Raw genomic sequence first — 17,901 nt, forward strand, 5'->3', positions numbered from 1 at the left:
TTGTGTTGAAAAGTAACAAGCGGGTTCGAAAAAAACGAATATGTGCTATGAAGAGGTGTCGCGAATTTAGCGTCGAACAATAGTATTCGCTTTTGAACAAACGGACTACGCTTTATAACTAATCTAGCTACGTCCGTTAAAAGCTCGAGAAAAATCGAACAGCTTTCAGAAGATAAAAAGAATCTTCTGAAGCTGTCCTGTATTTTTTCTCGCTTTTGAACAAACGGACTACGCTTTATAACTAAAGGAGTGTTGAAAACATGCGTGAGCGTTTAGAAGAGCTACGTGAGGAAGCTTTGGCAAAAGTGGCTGAAGCGACAGACAAAAAGGCTTTACAAGATGTAAGAGTATCATATTTAGGGAAAAAAGGACCTATCACAGAAGTACTTAGGGGAATGGGGAAATTATCAGCAGAAGAAAGACCTGTTATCGGTCAAGTTGCGAATGAAGTACGTGATGCAATTAAAGAAGCGGTCAACCAAAAAGAAGAGTCATTCGATTTAGCTGAAGTAGAACAAAAGCTGGCAGCAGAAACTATAGATGTGACGTTACCAGGTCGTCCTATTTTAAAAGGGACTATGCATCCTCTGACTGCTGTTGTAGAAGAAGTTGAAGACGCATTTATTGGGTTAGGATTCTCTGTAGCAGAAGGACCAGAAGTTGAAGTAGACTATTACAATTTTGAGGCATTGAACTTACCGAAAAACCATCCAGCCCGAGACATGCAGGATTCTTTTTATTTTACAGATGAATTATTACTAAGAACTCACACGTCACCTGTTCAAGCAAGAACGATGGAAAAGCATGAGGGTAAAGGTCCAGTCAAAGTAATTTGCCCAGGTAAAGTATTCCGACGCGATGACGATGATGCAACGCACTCCCATCAATTTATGCAAATTGAAGGCCTTTATGTCGATGAAAATGTACGCATGAGTGACTTAAAAGGTGTCTTAGATTCGTTTGTTAAATCATTTTTTGGAAGTGACCGTGAAATTCGTTTAAGACCAAGCTACTTCCCATTTACAGAGCCATCAGTCGAGGTAGATGTATCTTGTGGTATGTGTAACGGTAAAGGCTGTCGTATATGTAAACATACTGGTTGGATCGAAGTACTCGGTGCTGGAATGGTGCATCCGCGTGTCCTTGAAATGAGTGGTTTTGATTCGAAAAAATATAGTGGCTTTGCCTTTGGTATGGGGGTTGAACGATTAGCGATGCTTAAGTATGACATCGATGATATCCGTCATTTTTACACAAATGACATGAGATTTTTAGCCCAATTCAAAGGTATATAAGGAGGAGAACAATGCTAGTATCATATAAATGGTTACAGGAATATGTGGATCTCTCCGAGCTAAAAGCTTCGGAAATTGCAGAAAAGATGACACGTGGTGGTATCGAAATTGATTTTATCCATGAATTAAATAAAGGTGTAAGTGGAATTGTTGTTGGGTATGTTCAAGAATGCAAACAACACCCCAATGCCGATAAATTAAATGTTTGTAAAGTAGATATAGGTGAAGAGATCGTACAAATTGTTTGTGGAGCACCAAATGTTGCGGCGGGTCAACATGTTATTGTCGCCAAGGTAGGGGCTGTATTACCTGGTAATTTTAAAATTAAAAAGGCAAAATTACGTGGTGAAGTCTCCATGGGCATGATTTGTTCCTTACAAGAGCTGGGTATCGATAGCAAACTTGTACAAAAGGAATACGCAGAAGGAATTTATACGTTTAGTGATGAGGTGCCGGTTGGATCAGATGCACTACCTCACTTGAATCTAGATGATCATGTTTTAGAGCTAGATTTAACACCGAATCGCTCCGATTGTTTAAATATGCTGGGAGTAGCTTATGAAGTCTCTTCTTTATACAGTTTGCCAATTCAACTACCACAAGTACAACTAGATGTAAAAGAGGTTCAAAATAAGTCAGAACATGTTTCCGTTCAAATTGAAGATGAAGTGGCCAACCCTTACTATGGAGCCATTGTGATTAAGGATGTTCAAGTAGCTCCTTCACCATTATGGTTACAAAATCGTTTGATGGCAGCGGGAATCCGTCCTATAAGTAATGTTGTTGATGTTACCAATTATGTATTACTTGAATACGGCCAGCCATTACATGCGTTTGATTATGAGCGTTTTGGATCAACATCAGTTGTAACACGTAAAGCCAAAAAAGGAGAAACGATGCTTTCATTAGATGGTGTTGAGAGAACATTAACTGAAGATCATCTTGTGATTACGAATGGTGAAGAACCGATGGCGATTGCTGGAGTCATGGGTGGGGAAAAATCTGAGGTTCAAGAAGATACGAAAAATATCTTATTAGAAGCAGCTTATTTTGACCCTAGCAATATTAGAAAAACATCTCGTGAATTAGGATTACGAAGTGATTCAAGTGCTCGTTTTGAAAAAGGAGTAGATGTAAAAAGAACCCGTGCAGCAGCGAAACGAGCGGCGGAACTTATTCAACAACTTGCTGGTGGAGAAATAGCGAACGAATTAGTTGAGGTCGATCATTTAATTATTGAAGAGCCGTCAATTCAATTAGAGCTAAATGAATTAAATAAGCGTTTAGGGTTAATGGTTACACAAGCAGAAGTTGTGAATATCTTCAAACAACTTCGATTTGAATTTGAATTACATGGTGATACCTTTATTGTTACTGGTCCGACGAGACGTCAAGATATCCAAATTGCGGAGGATTTGTATGAAGAGGTTGCTCGTATTTATGGATATGATAATATCCCTACGACTTTGCCAGAGGGAGCGACTATTCAAGGTCATTTAACGGATTATCAAATCAAACGCCGTAAAGTCCGTCGCTATTTACAAGGGGCGGGTTTAAATGAAGTTTTAACCTACTCCTTGACAAGCCCGGAAAAAGCCAAAGGTTTTGCTATGGATGTACCAATGCATCAAGTGCGACTCGCAATGCCTATGAGTGAAGAGCGTAGTACGATGAGAACAAGCTTAATCCCTCATTTATTTGATGTCATTCGTTATAATTTAAATCGAAAAAATGATCAGGTCGCTGTTTTTGAAATTGGTTCTGTATTCAATACCGATGAACAAGTATTATCGAAACAACCAACCGAGCAAGAGATGATCGCTTTTGCTATAACAGGCCTATGGGAAGAGCATAGCTGGCAAGGTGAGAAAAAAGCCGTTGATTTTTACGTGTTAAAAGGGATTGTTGAAGGTCTTTTGACAGAGTTGGGGTTAGCTGGTAGCTTAACTTTCAGCCAAGGAACAAAACCAGGAATGCATCCAGGCCGTACAGCTATTTTAGCTTTAAATGGTCAAGAAATAGGTTATGTTGGCCAAGTTCATCCTCAAACTGAAAAGGATGAGGATCTAAAAGCTACTTATTTAGGGCAATTGGATTTACTTCATTTATTATCAATAGCCGTTGAAAGTGTCACATATGAGCAGTTGCCAAGGTTCCCAGCCATGGTTCGTGATATTGCCTTAGTTGTGAATAAGGAAGTACCAGCGGGTCAATTAGAGCAAACGATCATTTCTACAGGTGGCGAGTTACTAAAGTCAGTCAGACTCTTTGATTTGTATGAAGGAGAGCATTTAGAGGAAGGGAAAAAATCATTAGCTTTCTCACTCACATATCTTGATCCGGAACGCACGTTAACCGATGAAGAAGTTACAAATCAACATGAACAAGTTCTAGCAGCACTTGCCGAACAAGGAGCAACTTTACGTTCGTAAAAGCTAACTATTAGTGCAGATGCAGTCGAAAACCGAGAGTAACGCCAAGGTGCGTTACTCTTTTTTTTGGAACCAATATACTAGTAGTAACGTAGTAATAAGGGGGAGTGGAGAAAGAATGAAAATATTTACATACTTATTTAAGCTACCACGAATTGTTCATATATTATTTATCATGTTGATATTCTGGTTTATAAGTAATGCTTTATATGCCATGGGGGAGTCAGGGCAAATGCTCTCATTCATATTTTATAATTTAATCCTCTTCCATTTTTTCTTTTTTCTTTTTTTATTGATGAGCGTTTCCCTTCTGTTAATAAATATCTATTACCTCATAACGAAAAAAGCCAACAAACCGGTTAAAATGATGTTAACTTCGATTCCTTTACTCCTTTTATTTAGTTTATTTACGATAGGTTTCTGGGGAGACGGCGTTGATGAAATAAAGGATGTTTTTCATTATGTCAAGGGAAATATGACGGAAGAACAGGCGACGGTTACTGATATTCAGCAATCTTCATCAAAGCTCAGGGGGAAATTTGATGAATATACATTAACGGATGGAACCATACTCTCTGCTTACAAAAGAGGTGTATATCAGGAGCAGGTCCAGATTGGCGAGGTGTTTATATTTCGATATTTACCAGAAACCAAAACTATTTTAAGTATGAAAAAAGTTGAATAATTGATTGAATGGTATAGAGAGCCACCCGTCATTCCTCATAAAACTTACGAAGAAAGTCATAAGAAATTGTAATCAACAACTTGATATTTTCTTTACGGTAGCTTCATGATATGATAGAAGTTAGTTTTGAAGAATTTATTTATTTTGACTAGAGTCGTTGAGACAGGAGGCATTGTGGTGGCAGATGAAAAAAAGAAACAACGGACAACGGTATCGATCTATGGTCAACCTTATACCGTTGTTGGTAACGAGCCGCCATCTCATGTAAAAGAAGTGGCTCAGCATGTCGATCAAAAGATGCGAGAAATTAAAAAGAGAAACCCTTATTTAGATACAACGAGACTAGCTGTATTAACTGCAGTGAATGTCGTTGATGAATATAAGAAATTGGAAAAAGAGCACAAAGCTTTACTGGAAAAGCAAAGTAATCAACACAGTGCTTTAGGAGAGGACTCAGATGCTTAGTTTTATTATCTTATTAATATTCTTAATGAGCTTTTTCATTGGACAGCGAAGAGGTTTTATTCTTCAGCTCATACATTTAGTCGGTTTTTTTGTTTCATTATTTGTAGCTTATACGTATTACGGAGAGCTTGCTAATTATATTCGATTATGGATTCCGTATCCACAAATTTCGACAGATAGCACGTTTGGATTAATCATATCTTCCTTTGATGCGGAAAGTGTCTATTATTCAGGTATTGCTTTTGCGATTTTATTCTTCGGTACAAAAATTGCCTTGCATATTATTGGATCGATGTTGGATTTTGTAGCACACCTACCTATATTAAGAATGCTTAATCGCTGGTTAGGAAGTGTACTTTGTATGGTTGAAGCGTATTTAATAATCTTTATCCTATTAAATGTGGGTGCGTTGTTACCGGTAGAGATTGTACAGGAGCAATTGCATACTTCTGCCGTTGCACAATACATGATTCACCATACACCATTCCTATCTGAGTGGCTGCGCGACTTATGGGTAAATAATCCACTTTAAATGATGAGTAGAACTACAATGGGGTTGTCCAAGACTATATGCTCTTAGGATAACCCCTTTTTTGTCATATCCGATAATGAAATTACCTTCACTTCAAACATGTAGATTCTCCTACTAGTTTGGTTAACCAAACTATTTATGTGAAACGCTAGTTTAAAAGTAACCCGATAGAAATGGGAACATGCGGACATGCTCTCAGGAAATTGCAATGAAATTCACTGGTCATCGAATCTGTTCATGAATTTAAGTACCGGCAAATAGTATTCCACACATGAGTTAGTATTAACTTTTATACAAAACCTCTATGGCCAGAACTACTTCGCCACCAACAAATATGAAAGTGGTGTTTTGCTCTTCAACTGTTGGCTTTTCGTTAATAAACGGTTTTGAGGATTCTCACGTTCGGCCGTAGCCCCGCCACTTTTTGAAAGATAGCTCGTAAGAGCTTTCCAAAAAGATTCAGCGCACCGCACAAACAGCCACAACCAACAAAAAAGAGAGAGTAGTAACCCATCAGGATAGCTTCTAATATCCAAGTGTTTTTGGACCGTTAGCCAAGCTCGCTTGGCTACTTCACGCTCGCGTGAAGTTTTGAAAATCGAAACCGCCATTCAGATGAATTCATTCATCTGATAAGGCGATTTCGATTTTCAAAAAACGGACCAAAAACAAAGACCGAAAGGTCAACATACTTGAGCATAAGCACTAACTTCCATACAAAACGCTGCAAACACAGCAGTTTCCTTGATTTTTATAGCCTGAAATCGGTATGATGAGAATGATGAAAGGGACGATAGTCATGAACAAAAAAGATGTCATAAAAATATTAGAAAAAATAGCAATCTATATGGAGATTAAAGGAGAGAACCCCTTTAAAACTTCGGCTTATCGTAAAGCCGCACAAGCATTAGAAACAGATGAACGCTCCTTAGATGAAATAGAAAAACCAGAAGAACTTAAAGGAATAGGTAAAGGCACAGCCGAAGTAATTAAGGAACTAAAAGAAAAAGGCAGCTCTGATTTACTTAACACATTAATGGAAGAAGTACCAAACGGATTAATACCCTTATTAAAAATTCAAGGTCTAGGCGGCAAAAAAATTGGAAAGCTTTATCAAGAACTACAAGTCGTCGATATCGAAACATTAAAGCAAGCCTGCGAAAATAAACAAGTACAAACACTAGCAGGCTTTGCAGCAAAGACGGAAGAAAAAATTCTTCAAGCCATAGAAGAAGTCTCAACCAGACCAGAACGTTTAGCATTACCTTTCGTTTTGCCTATAGCTGAGCAGATCCTGAATCACTTAGATACATTTGACGATGTAGAGCGTTTTTCGCAAGCAGGAAGTTTGCGAAGAATGAGAGAAGATGTGAAAGACCTTGACTTTATTATTGCGACAAACGAGCCAACAAAAGTAGGAGAGCAATTAGTTCAATTACCGAATGTGACGAAAGTGATTGCACAGGGAGAAACAAAAGTTTCGATTGAAATGACAGGTGAATATCCTATTTCTGTTGATTTCCGTTTAGTGACCAATGAGGAATTTCCAACTACTTTACACCACTTTACAGGCTCAAAGGATCATAATGTTGCTTTAAGACAGTTAGCGAAGTCGAGAAATGAGAAAATAAGTGAGTACGGTGTTGAAAATGTTGAGACAGGTGAAGTCACTACATTTGCGACAGAGAATGATTTCTTTGCTCATTTTGATTTACCTTTTATCCCACCACAGGCCAGAGAAAACCAAGGTGAGATAGAACATTTTATCAAACATCCTCAATTTTTACAGTTACAGGATATAAAAGCAGACTTGCACATGCACACAACAGCTAGTGATGGTGCACATACGTTAGTGGAGATGATCGAAGCCGCGAGAAAAAAGGGTTATCAATATATGGCGATTACCGATCACTCTAAGTTCTTAAGGGTTGCGAATGGTTTATCAGTAGAGCGCTTATTAAAGCAACATGAAGAAATAAGAATGCTCAATGAAAAATATGACGATATTGAAATTTTCACCGGTATAGAAATGGATATTTTACCAGATGGAACGCTCGATTATGATGATGATATTTTGAAAGATATTGATTTTGTCATAGCATCTATCCATTCTTCCTTCCAACAAACAGAAGATGTGATCTTAGAACGATTAAAGACAGCTTTATACAATCCACATGTTGACTTAATTGCCCATCCAACTGGAAGGGTGTTAGGTAGAAGAGACGGATATCGAGTCGATGTCGACCAATTGATTGAGCTAGCCAAAGAAACAGGAACAGCTTTAGAGTTAAACGCCAACCCACAACGGCTGGACTTAGCTGCCCATTGGGTTAAAAAAGCTCATCAGCTTGAAGTACCAATTGCTATTAATACGGATGCACATCGAATAGATATGCTAGAACATATGAAATACGGTGTTGGTATCGCTGTAAAAGGTTTAGCAAATCCCGATTTGATCGTCAATACGTGGACATTAGATCAATTTAAAACATTTATAAGACGCAATAAGTAGACTAGAATATGTAGAAAAAAGGGGTACGAATATGGAACGTGTACTACGTGTGCTTGAATATGAAAAAATGAAGCAGCAGCTTAGTGAGCATGTTTCCTCATCCTTAGGCAGAAAAAAAGTATCGGAGCTTAAGCCTTCTATTGAGAAAGAACAAATTCTCATTTGGCAAAAAGAAACAAGTGAAGGTGCAAACGTTTTGAGGTTTAAAGGTAGAATACCTTTTGGTGGCATCTATGATGTGAACGCCCATACAAAACGTGCCAAGATTGGTGGGGTATTAGCTGCAAACGAATTAATGGAAATAGCGAGTACTATTTATGGAGGTCGACAGTTAAAGAAATTTATCGTTGAGCTTGTTGAGGAGGAGGAAAGAGAACTACCTTACCTTTATGAACATGCAAAAACAATAGAACCTCTGACACATATTGAGAAGGCCATTAAGCAATGTATTGATGATAACGGCCATGTCTTAGATTCAGCAAGCCAAGCATTAAGAACGATTCGACATCAAGTGCGAAGCTATGAGGCGTCCGTTCGCTCCAAGCTGGAACAAATGACACGCTCATCTAGCAAAATGTTATCAGATTCGATTATTACGATTCGTAATGAACGCTTTGTTATTCCCGTCAAGCAAGAATACCGAGCCTCATTTGGTGGTATTGTTCACGATCAGTCTTCGTCTGGGCAAACATTATTTATTGAGCCTCAAGCTGTTGTGACGTTGAATAACCAATTAAGAGAAGCGAAAGTAAAAGAACAGCGAGAAATTGAGCGAATTTTAATGGATTTGTCTCAACAAGTGAGCGAAATAACGGATGAATTACTTGATAACTTACAGACATTAGCAGAGCTAGATTTAATTATTGCAAAGGCTCATTATGCAAAGGTATTAAAAGCAACCGCACCTATTGTGAATGAGCATGGCCATATTCAGCTTAAGCAAGCAAGACATCCCTTAATATCTGCAGATGAAATTGTACCGATTGATGTGGAGTTGGGAGGGGAGTTCCGTTCTCTTATTATTACGGGCCCTAATACAGGTGGTAAAACGGTCACCCTAAAAACAGTCGGTTTATTAACATTAATGATGCAATCTGGGTTACATGTTCCTGTCCAAGAAGAATCGACCATGTCTGTCTACCAGCAAATATTCGCTGATATTGGGGATGAACAATCGATTGAACAAAGCTTAAGTACGTTCTCCTCACATATGACTAATATTGTTCAAATTTTGGATAAAGTTGATTTCCAAAGCCTCGTCTTATTTGATGAGTTAGGAGCTGGAACAGACCCGACAGAAGGTGCAGCATTAGCTATTTCTATTTTGGACTATGTGTATGAGCGTGGAGCATCAGTTGTTGCGACTACCCACTATAGTGAACTGAAAGGTTATGCATATAACCGTGAAGGTGTTATGAATGCAAGTGTTGAATTCGATGTACAGTCATTAAGACCAACCTATCGCTTACTTGTTGGCGTGCCTGGGCGGAGTAATGCTTTTGCGATATCTCGCCGTTTAGGATTAAGTGAAGACATTATTAAAAAAGCTAATGAGCAAATTGATAGTGACTCCAATCAAGTTGAAAACATGATTGTGTCTTTAGAAGAGAGTAAAAAAACAGCTGACAAAGAACAGGAAGAAGCGCAACGAATCCGTAAAGATGCCCAAAGACTACATCGAGATTTAACGAAGCAAATGGAAGAGCTTCAAATAGAAAAAGAAAAAATCTTGCAGCAAGCAGAGCTTGAAGCAGAAAAAGCGGTTGCCAAAGCTCGAGAAGAAGCTGAATTGATTATTGATGAGCTAAGGGATATGCAAAAGAAAGGTTTAGCAGTTAAAGAGCATGAAATCATTGATGCGAAAAAACATTTAGAACAAGCAGCTCCTAAACTAACACCTAAGCAAAAGAAAATAAAGAAGCAAGCTCAGAAACAGAAGGAATTACGACTAGGAGACGAAGTGAAAGTATTAAGCTTTGGACAAAAAGGGTCGATTGTGGAGAAGGTTTCTGAACAAGAATATATTGTACAAATGGGTATTATGAAAATGAAAGTCGCTTTAGACGATTTACAGTACATTGAAAACAGCAAGCCGGTTGAAACGAAACCTTTGGCAACTGTGAGAGGAATGGAAAGTCACGTCAAGCACGAACTAGACCTAAGAGGAGAACGTTATGAGAGTGCGATGCTAAAGGTCGAAAAGTACATTGATGATGCATTGCTTGCAGGCTATCATTCAGTTTCAATCATTCATGGTAAAGGGACTGGTGCACTTCGTAAAGGCGTGAAAGAGCTTTTAAAAAGGCACCCACATGTGAAAACAGCTAGAGATGCGGCCATGAACGAGGGTGGCTTAGGAAATACGGTTGTTGAATTAAAATAATGAGGAGGTAACAGGATTTGGAAACACTTTTACAAAATGAGATTTTTATGACAGCAGCTTATTACAGTATAGCTATGTTAGCACTTCTCTTGTTTTTATCGATCTTTGAACTTGTTACCTCGTATAATAATTGGGAAGAGCTAAAAAAGGGCAATGTCGCTGTCGCTCTTTCTACAGCAGGAAAAATATTGGGTGTTGCTAATATCTTTAGACATTCTATTGAACAATCAGACTCGATGTTAATTATGTTAGGCTGGAGCGCCTTAGGATTTGTTTTAATGCTCTTAAGCTATTTTATCTTTGAATTTTTGAGTCCAAGCTTTAAAGTGGATGAAGAGCTAGCTAAAAATAATAAAGCAGTAGGTACCATTTCGTTTATTTTATCAGTAGGTATCTCTTACGTAGTAGGTGCTTGTATCGTTGCTCTATAAGATCATCAAAAGTGTTTAAGATTCTCACCCATTTAAGGAGCTAGAGTTTTGGAGAATTTAATTAAGATTTTAATTGGTTGTTGTGTACTATTCTTTATAGCAGGTTTTATTTATTTACTATTTATTGTGTAGCTTTGGATTTGAAACGACTTGTGCTAAAGAAAGCATAGGTCGTTTTTTGAAAAGGAGAACAGAGGAATTTGTTGATAATTGTCGAATTATGATATAGAACAGAATAGTCTGTCTATAATTGTCGAACGAAAATTCGGAAAATTTCTATAAAAATGTTCATTTTTGAAAGCGTTTGCAATAAAATGGAGTAGAAGAAACCTGTTTCAAGTTTTGAAAGGAGGACGAAATGCTTACGACTGATAAACGTTGGCTTGCTCATTATCCAAAAGAAGTACCCGCAACACTTGAGTATGATGATATTCCTTTACACGAGTGTTTGAAACGAACAGCAACGAAATACCCACATGTCGAAGCGATTCACTTTCTCGGCAAAAAACTTACTTTTGAAGAACTTTATGTACAAGCAAAAAAGTTCGCCAATCAATTAATGGGACTAGGAATTAAGAAAGGTGACAGGGTTGCAATTATGCTTGCAAATTGTCCTCAATCCATGATTAGTTACTACGGGGCATTAATGACGGGTGCGATCGTTGTTCAAACGAACCCTTTGTACGTTGAGAGGGAGCTTGAACACCAGATGAAAGATTCTGGCGCAAAAGTGATGATTTGTTTAGATTTAGTGTATCCAAGAGTTCAAAAGGTAAGACCAAGAACCTCCTTAGAATATGTCATCGTGACGAGTATCAAAGATTTTTTACCATTTCCGAAAAATGTATTGTATCCATTTGTTCAAAAGAAACAAAATCCGACATTAACAAGTGTTGAGTATGATCAAGAAACGATTGAGTTTTTACCATGGTTAAAGGCAGGAAGTACGGAGGAACCAGAAGTTCCATTTAATCCAAGTGAGGATTTGGCTTTACTTCAATATACGGGAGGTACAACAGGACTATCCAAAGGGGTCATGCTAACCCATCGTAATTTGTATGTAAATACTTATCAGTGTAAGAGTTGGATTTATAATATTGAAGAAGGGAAAGAAAAAATGCTAGCGGTATTACCATTTTTCCATGTATATGGTATGACGGTTGTCATGAATTTGGCTGTCATGAATGGGTTCACTAGTATCCTCTTACCAAAATTTGATGTGAAGGACGCTTTAAAGACTATTCATAAACAAAAGCCAACCCTGTTTCCGGGTGCACCAACTATGTATCGAGCCATGTTACATGAGCCTTCGAGAGAAAATTACGACTTATCGACAATTAAGGCTTGTATTAGCGGAGCGGCAGCTCTACCTTTGGATACGCAAGAAACGTTTGAAAATGTAACTGGCGGAAAATTAGTAGAAGGATACGGGTTAACAGAATCGGCACCTGTAGCAACGGCTAATTTAATTTGGGGTAAAAGAATACATGGAAGTATTGGCTTACCATGGCCAGATACGGAAGTGGCTATTGTGAAACCTGAAGGTGAGCAAGCTGAAGTGAAAGAGATAGGAGAAGTAGCTATCCGTGGACCGCAAGTAATGAAAGGCTATTGGAATCGTCCAGAGGAAACGGAAAAGACCTTCCTAGGTGATTGGCTTTTGACGGGTGACATGGGTTATATGGATGAAGATGGCTTCTTTTATATTGTTGACCGGAAGAAAGATATGATTATTGCAGGTGGTTTTAATATTTACCCAAGAGAGATTGAAGAAGTATTATTTGAACATGAAGCAGTGGCAGATGTAGCCATCATTGGGGTCGCAGATGAATACCGTGGTGAGACAGTGAAAGCATTCATTGTCAAAAAAGAAGGTAAAGAGGTGACGGAGAAGGAATTAGATGAATTTTGCCGTAAGCATTTAGCCGCCTATAAGGTTCCTCGTATTTATGAATTTAGAAAAGAGTTACCGAAGACGCTGATTGGAAAAGTATTAAGACGAGTTCTTGTGGAAGAAGAACAACAAAAATCAGCGAAGGCTAGTGAAACAGCTGATAAAGAAGCATAAAATCAAGGCAAACAAAACAGACAGGCAGGTTTGTCCGTGCTTGTCTGTTTTTTTATGGCTTGGACGATAAGTTAGAGAGCAGGGCCAAGAAAGAGTAACTGGTCGTGACTTTATTAGGAGGCTAAGGGTTGGGGGGGCTCGGAAGTCGTCATCACGCTTTGATGACAACATTAACGCCTCTCCACGCCATTTCCTTGTCCTCACCCCGCTTTGATGGCAACATAAAAGTCCCTTCACTCGATTTCGTTGTCGTCACTTTTTCTTTCCGACTTATTGTTACTTCCCGTCCTCGCTTTTCCTACAACATAGCTTCTCTTTTTGTCAGCTTCAAAGTGTACATGGTTATTTTATCGTTTTTGGGTATTCCTAGATTAGCCTTTATAGAGTACAAACGGGGAGCAGGGATACGAGCAAACGTGGAATCGCGGGGTTGCGAGCGGAAAAACTTAAAGAAACCCCGAGTAAAAGCGGAATCGCGGGGTTACGAGCGGAAAAACTAAGAGAAACCCCGAGTAAACGGAGAATCGCGGGGTTGCGAGCGGAAAAAGCGGGAGAAACCCCGAGTAAACGGAGAATCGCGGGGTTGCGAGCGGAAAACTAAGAGAAACCCCGAGTAAAAGCGGAATCGCGGGGTTGCGAGCGGAAAAAGCGGGAGAAACCCCGAGTAAAAGCGGAATCGCGGGGTTGCGAGCGGAAAAAGCGGGAGAAACCCCGAGCAAACGTGGAATCGCGGGGTTACGGGCGGAAAAAGCGGGAGAAAGCCCGAGCAAACGTGGAATCGCGGGGTTACGGGCGGAAAAAGCGGGAGAAAGCCCGAGCAAACGTTGAATCACGGGGTTACGGGCGGAAAAAGCGGGAGAAAGCCCGAGTAAAAGCAGAATCGCGGGGGTGCGGGAAGAAAAAGAGGAAGAAACCCGAGCAAACGCTGAATCTCAGGGTTACGGGTGAAAAAAGAGGGAGAATGCCCGTGCAAATGAAGAATCACGAGATTATGAACGGAAAAAGAGCTCGTAACCCCAAGGAAGTAAAGTGTATGGAGATACGAGGAAAAAAGCATATAAACGCAATCAAAATGGATATAATAAAACCCGAGCAATACATTCGCACACATTTTACGATAATGTTATAATAATGAATGTAAGAAGAAATTGTCTTTGATGAAGGAGGCTATTATCCAATGGCTATTGTTAATGTAACAGACCAAACATTTTCACAAGAAACAAGTGATGGTGTCGTTTTAGTTGACTTCTGGGCACCTTGGTGTGGTCCATGTAAAATGATTGCTCCAGTACTTGAAGAATTAGATGCTGACATGGGTGATAAAGCAAAGATTGTTAAAGTAAACGTTGATGAGAATCAAGGAACAGCTGGAAAGTTCAGTGTGATGAGTATTCCAACACTACTTGTACTTAAAGACGGTGAAGTTGTTGACCAAACAGTTGGTTTTCAACCGAAAGAAGCTTTAGCAGAACTCATTAATAAGCACCTTTAAGAGTATGAGAAAAAGCGAGTAGCCATGTAGCTACTCGCTTTTCTTTGACCCTGCTCTAGATACGTGCATCGTGTAATCCTTGAAAAGGCACTTCTGTCACTTTCATGGTAAAATAATAGTAATGGATAAAAAGGTGGGAGACATATGAGCCGTTTAAAAGAGAAGCTAGCGGTTTTACCAGATAAGCCAGGCTGCTATTTAATGAAGGATGAGCAGGGAACGATTATTTATGTGGGTAAAGCAAAAGTGTTAAAAAACCGTGTGCGTTCCTACTTTACAGGTTCTCATGATGGTAAAACACAAAGGTTAGTAAGTGAGATTGTAGACTTTGAATATATTGTAACCTCTTCTAATATAGAAGCACTTATATTAGAGCTCAATCTAATAAAAAAGCATGAACCTAAATATAATGTGATGCTCAGGGATGATAAATCATACCCTTATTTAAAAGTAACCAATGAAGAGCATCCACGTCTAATTACAACGAGGCAAGTAAAAAAAGATGGTGGGAAATATTTTGGACCTTATCCTAATGCAGGAGCGGCTAATGAAACCAAAAAATTATTGGATCGACTTTACCCGTTAAGAAAGTGTCGAACCTTACCTGATAAGGTCTGCTTGTATTATCATATCGGACAATGTTTGGCACCTTGTGTCAATGAAATTTCTAAAGAGACAAATCAAGAATTAGTAAGGGAAATCACAAAATTTCTACGTTCAGGACATGACGAAGTTAAACAACAGATTACAGATAAAATGATGCAAGCATCTGAAGAGTTAAATTTTGAGAGAGCCAAAGAGTTAAGAGATACGTTAACTTATATGGATACCGTTATGGAAAAACAAAAAATGTCGATTAATGACCGAATTGATCGGGATGTTTTTGGCTTTTCTTATGATAAAGGTTGGATGTGTGTACAAGTCTTTTTTGTTCGTCAAGGGAAATTAATTGAAAGAGATGTCTCGATTTTTCCTTTTTATAAAGAGGCCCAGGAGGATATTCTTACATTTATCGCCCAATTTTATAGTCAAAAAGAGCATATCAAACCAAAAGAAATTTTGATTCCAGAGATTGTCGATCAAGAATTGCTTGAATCTTTTCTTGAAGTAAGCGTGACAGTTCCAAAAAAGGGGAAAAAGAAAGAACTATTAGAACTCGCTAATGAAAATGCGAAAACGTCATTAATAGAAAAGTTCGCCTTAATTGAACGTGATGAAGAACGTACAGTCAAGGCTGTGGAACGATTAGGGGAAGCCTTACAAATCAAAGCCCCGTATCGAATTGAGGCTTTTGATAATTCCAATATTCAAGGTACGGACCCAGTATCGGCAATGGTTACTTTTATTGATGGAAAACCGAATCGCAAAGAGTATCGAAAATATAAAATTAAAACGGTAGAAGGTCCGGATGATTATGCCTCAATGCGAGAAGTAGTTAGAAGGCGTTATTTACGGATTTTGCGTGAGAAGCTACCGATGCCTGATTTGATTGTCATTGATGGTGGTAGAGGGCATATTGCAGCTGCTCAGGAGGTTTTAGAGGATGAATTAAACGTAACGATACCGATATGTGGATTAGCGAAGGACGAGAGGCATAAGACTTCTCAGTTACTGAAGGGAGAACCGCCTATTGTAATTCCTTTAAAAAGAGATAGCCATGAATTCTATCTATTACAACGAATTCAGGATGAGGTGCATCGTTTTGCGTTAAGTTTTCACAGGCAAACTCGCTCGAAATCATTTCTACAATCAGCCTTGGATCATGTTGCAGGTGTCGGAGAAAAAAGAAAAACAAAATTACTAAAGCACTTTGGTTCATTAAAGAAAATGAAAGAAGCAACAATTGATGAGTTAGCCTTAGATGGCATTCCATTACATGTAGCAAAAAGCATTTATGAAGCTTTACATGAGGAACAAGGTGAATAAAGTTTCAAGCAAATAAATCGAAAATTTTGCTTGCATAGGGGATAAGGTTTTGTTAAACTCTTAACTAATTGAATAAGCCATACTTCTTTTTTAGGGAGTGATGGTAGAGGAGCAAAAACGATTAGTAAGGCTTTGGAGGGGAATGAGCCCCATTGAAGATGCCTAAAAGGCGAATTTGCCGAAGTTTAGAAGGAACTCAGATCCTTTTATGCTGGACTTATGTTAAATAGGCATAAGGCTGTCACATAATCAACCCAGGGTTATGTGGAGAACTATCTCACGTGGATAAAGGGAGCTATGGAGCGGCTTAGTATGACAAGCAACGTGAAGGGATCTCCTTTTTCGTTGCTTTTTATTTTTGCCTTAACCATCGAGCTTTTCTTGTGGGATGAAAGTGGGAGCAAAAAGAGAGGATGAAGGAATTGGCTAGAATCGTACAAAAATATGGTGGAACCTCGGTTGGTACAGTAGAGAGAATTAAGCATGTAGCAAATCGAATTGCAGAATCCTTTACTCAAGGGAATGACCTAGTTATAGTCGTCTCTGCGATGGGAAAATCAACGGATACTTTAGTAGAAATGGCTCAAGCACTCACTGAAAACCCGAACAAAAGAGAAATGGATATGCTTTTAACAACGGGCGAACAAGTAACGATTGCTTTATTAACAATGGCTTTGCTGGAACGTGGCATAGATGCCATTTCATATACTGGCTGGCAGGCTGGAATTGAGACAGATACACAGCATGGAAATGCACAAATTCAAGATATAAATACAACTAAAATTGAGGCGGCTTTACATCAAAATCAAGTAGTTATTGTTGCTGGTTTTCAAGGAATTTCACAAGATAGTCAAATTACAACATTAGGTCGTGGTGGTTCCGATACAACGGCGGTTGCCTTAGCTGCTGCATTACAGGCAAAGCGATGTGAGATTTATACCGATGTTACAGGTGTATTCACAACGGACCCACGTTTTGTGAAGGCGGCTCGAAAGCTTCATTCGATTTCGTATGATGAAATGTTAGAGATGGCTCATTTAGGGGCGGGGGTTTTACATCCAAGAGCCGTCGAGTTTGCCAAAAATTATGATGTCCCACTTGTCGTAGCGTCAAGTATGGTTGAAGAAGAAGGAACGATCATTGAGGAGGTAGTCTCTGTGGAAAAAGGCTTAGTAGTAAGAGGAATTGCATTTGAAAATGATGTAACCAAGGTGTCAGTGGTAGGATTACCTAATGAAATGAATACGTTGGCAAGACTCTTTAGTACGCTTTCACGACATTTTATTAACGTTGATATCATCGTCCAAAATGAAACAGACTCAGAGCATGTAACCATTTCATTTACCGTTACACAATCGACTCTTACAGATACGATATCAGCTTTAGAGAAAGCACAGATGGAATTAAATTATGAAAACATCGAATACGAATCAGGGTTAGCCAAAGTGTCCATTGTTGGGTCGGGTATGGTATCTAATCCGGGTGTTGCTGCTCAAATGTTTGATGTCCTTGCAAATGAAGCCATTAGTATTAAGATGGTCAGTACTTCAGAAATTAAAGTGTCTACGGTCATTTCAGAGGATGATATGGTCATTGCTGTGGAAGCATTACATGAAGCTTTCCAGCTAGCAGAAGAAGTCGCCCACGAGGTGCTTTAAAAGAATAAGAGAATAGCCAGGG

13 protein-coding genes and 1 riboswitch are annotated in these 17,901 nt (G+C 38.9%); of the genes, 12 read left to right on the forward strand and 1 reads right to left on the reverse strand.

What is annotated here, in order from left to right; translation table 11 throughout:
- Nucleotides 1-260: 260 nt before the first annotated feature.
- The 9 genes from pheS (at nt 261) to PQ479_RS10480 (ending at nt 12,803) form a co-directional block, all read left to right on the forward strand.
- Nucleotides 261-1,295, forward strand: a complete 1,035-nt coding sequence (gene pheS, locus PQ479_RS10440) for a phenylalanine--tRNA ligase subunit alpha (protein ID WP_047990281.1) — start codon at nt 261-263, stop codon at nt 1,293-1,295.
- Between the two features lie 11 nt (nt 1,296-1,306).
- A complete protein-coding gene (gene pheT / locus PQ479_RS10445; RefSeq protein ID WP_047990282.1) occupies nt 1,307-3,727 on the forward strand; it encodes a phenylalanine--tRNA ligase subunit beta in 2,421 nt (806 codons plus the stop codon).
- Between the two features lie 118 nt (nt 3,728-3,845).
- Entirely contained in the window at nt 3,846-4,412 is a 567-nt protein-coding gene (locus PQ479_RS10450; protein ID WP_047990283.1) for a hypothetical protein, read from the forward strand.
- 177 nt (nt 4,413-4,589) lie between these two features.
- Nucleotides 4,590-4,877: a cell division protein ZapA gene (zapA, locus tag PQ479_RS10455; protein ID WP_047990284.1), complete on the forward strand. Its 288-nt coding sequence runs from the start codon at nt 4,590-4,592 to the stop codon at nt 4,875-4,877.
- Nucleotides 4,870-5,409: a CvpA family protein gene (locus PQ479_RS10460; protein ID WP_047990285.1), complete on the forward strand. Its 540-nt coding sequence runs from the start codon at nt 4,870-4,872 to the stop codon at nt 5,407-5,409. Before zapA ends, PQ479_RS10460 begins: the two co-directional genes overlap by 8 nt.
- Nucleotides 5,410-6,208: 799 nt before the next feature.
- Nucleotides 6,209-7,921, forward strand: a complete 1,713-nt coding sequence (polX, locus tag PQ479_RS10465; RefSeq protein ID WP_047990287.1) for a DNA polymerase/3'-5' exonuclease PolX — start codon at nt 6,209-6,211, stop codon at nt 7,919-7,921.
- Nucleotides 7,922-7,952: 31 nt separating this feature from the next.
- Nucleotides 7,953-10,304: an endonuclease MutS2 gene (locus PQ479_RS10470; RefSeq protein WP_047990288.1), complete on the forward strand. Its 2,352-nt coding sequence runs from the start codon at nt 7,953-7,955 to the stop codon at nt 10,302-10,304.
- 47 nt (nt 10,305-10,351) lie between these two features.
- Nucleotides 10,352-10,735, forward strand: coding sequence for a DUF350 domain-containing protein (locus PQ479_RS10475; RefSeq protein WP_047990499.1), 384 nt, complete (start codon nt 10,352-10,354; stop codon nt 10,733-10,735).
- A gap of 358 nt (nt 10,736-11,093) precedes the next feature.
- Entirely contained in the window at nt 11,094-12,803 is a 1,710-nt protein-coding gene (locus PQ479_RS10480; protein ID WP_047990289.1) for a long-chain-fatty-acid--CoA ligase, read from the forward strand.
- Nucleotides 12,804-13,249: 446 nt separating this feature from the next.
- Here the strand turns inward: PQ479_RS10480 and PQ479_RS10485 are convergent, their stop codons facing one another.
- On the reverse strand, nt 13,250-13,624 hold the full coding sequence (locus PQ479_RS10485; RefSeq protein ID WP_273716969.1) for a hypothetical protein: 375 nt from the start codon (nt 13,622-13,624) through the stop codon (nt 13,250-13,252).
- A 356-nt stretch (nt 13,625-13,980) separates the two neighbouring features.
- Here PQ479_RS10485 and trxA point away from each other — a divergent pair, with 356 nt between their 5' ends.
- The 3 genes from trxA to PQ479_RS10500 all read left to right on the forward strand — a co-directional run bounded on the left by trxA (nt 13,981) and on the right by PQ479_RS10500 (nt 17,879).
- Nucleotides 13,981-14,295 carry a thioredoxin gene (gene trxA / locus PQ479_RS10490; protein ID WP_047990292.1) on the forward strand — a complete coding sequence of 105 codons (315 nt, stop codon included), beginning with the start codon at nt 13,981-13,983 and terminating at the stop codon, nt 14,293-14,295.
- A 144-nt stretch (nt 14,296-14,439) separates the two neighbouring features.
- Nucleotides 14,440-16,221: an excinuclease ABC subunit UvrC gene (gene uvrC / locus PQ479_RS10495; protein WP_047990293.1), complete on the forward strand. Its 1,782-nt coding sequence runs from the start codon at nt 14,440-14,442 to the stop codon at nt 16,219-16,221.
- A gap of 96 nt (nt 16,222-16,317) precedes the next feature.
- Nucleotides 16,318-16,504, forward strand: a riboswitch (Lysine riboswitch).
- A 139-nt stretch (nt 16,505-16,643) separates the two neighbouring features.
- Nucleotides 16,644-17,879: an aspartate kinase gene (locus PQ479_RS10500; RefSeq protein WP_273716970.1), complete on the forward strand. Its 1,236-nt coding sequence runs from the start codon at nt 16,644-16,646 to the stop codon at nt 17,877-17,879.
- Nucleotides 17,880-17,901 lie beyond the last annotated feature (22 nt).

It is taken from the genome of Alkalihalobacillus pseudalcaliphilus, assembly GCF_028610675.1.
Taxonomy (GTDB): Bacteria; Bacillota; Bacilli; order Bacillales; family Bacillaceae_D; genus Alkalihalobacillus; species Alkalihalobacillus pseudalcaliphilus.

Coding starts and splice junctions, on each gene's coding strand:
- pheS (WP_047990281.1), top strand. CDS start 261: ATGCGTGAGCGTTTAGAAGAGCTACGTGAGGAAGCTTTGGCAAAAGTG.
- pheT (WP_047990282.1), top strand. CDS start 1,307: ATGCTAGTATCATATAAATGGTTACAGGAATATGTGGATCTCTCCGAG.
- PQ479_RS10450 (WP_047990283.1), top strand. CDS start 3,846: ATGAAAATATTTACATACTTATTTAAGCTACCACGAATTGTTCATATA.
- PQ479_RS10460 (WP_047990285.1), top strand. CDS start 4,870: ATGCTTAGTTTTATTATCTTATTAATATTCTTAATGAGCTTTTTCATT.
- polX (WP_047990287.1), top strand. CDS start 6,209: ATGAACAAAAAAGATGTCATAAAAATATTAGAAAAAATAGCAATCTAT.
- PQ479_RS10470 (WP_047990288.1), top strand. CDS start 7,953: ATGGAACGTGTACTACGTGTGCTTGAATATGAAAAAATGAAGCAGCAG.
- PQ479_RS10475 (WP_047990499.1), top strand. CDS start 10,352: ATGACAGCAGCTTATTACAGTATAGCTATGTTAGCACTTCTCTTGTTT.
- PQ479_RS10480 (WP_047990289.1), top strand. CDS start 11,094: ATGCTTACGACTGATAAACGTTGGCTTGCTCATTATCCAAAAGAAGTA.
- trxA (WP_047990292.1), top strand. CDS start 13,981: ATGGCTATTGTTAATGTAACAGACCAAACATTTTCACAAGAAACAAGT.
- uvrC (WP_047990293.1), top strand. CDS start 14,440: ATGAGCCGTTTAAAAGAGAAGCTAGCGGTTTTACCAGATAAGCCAGGC.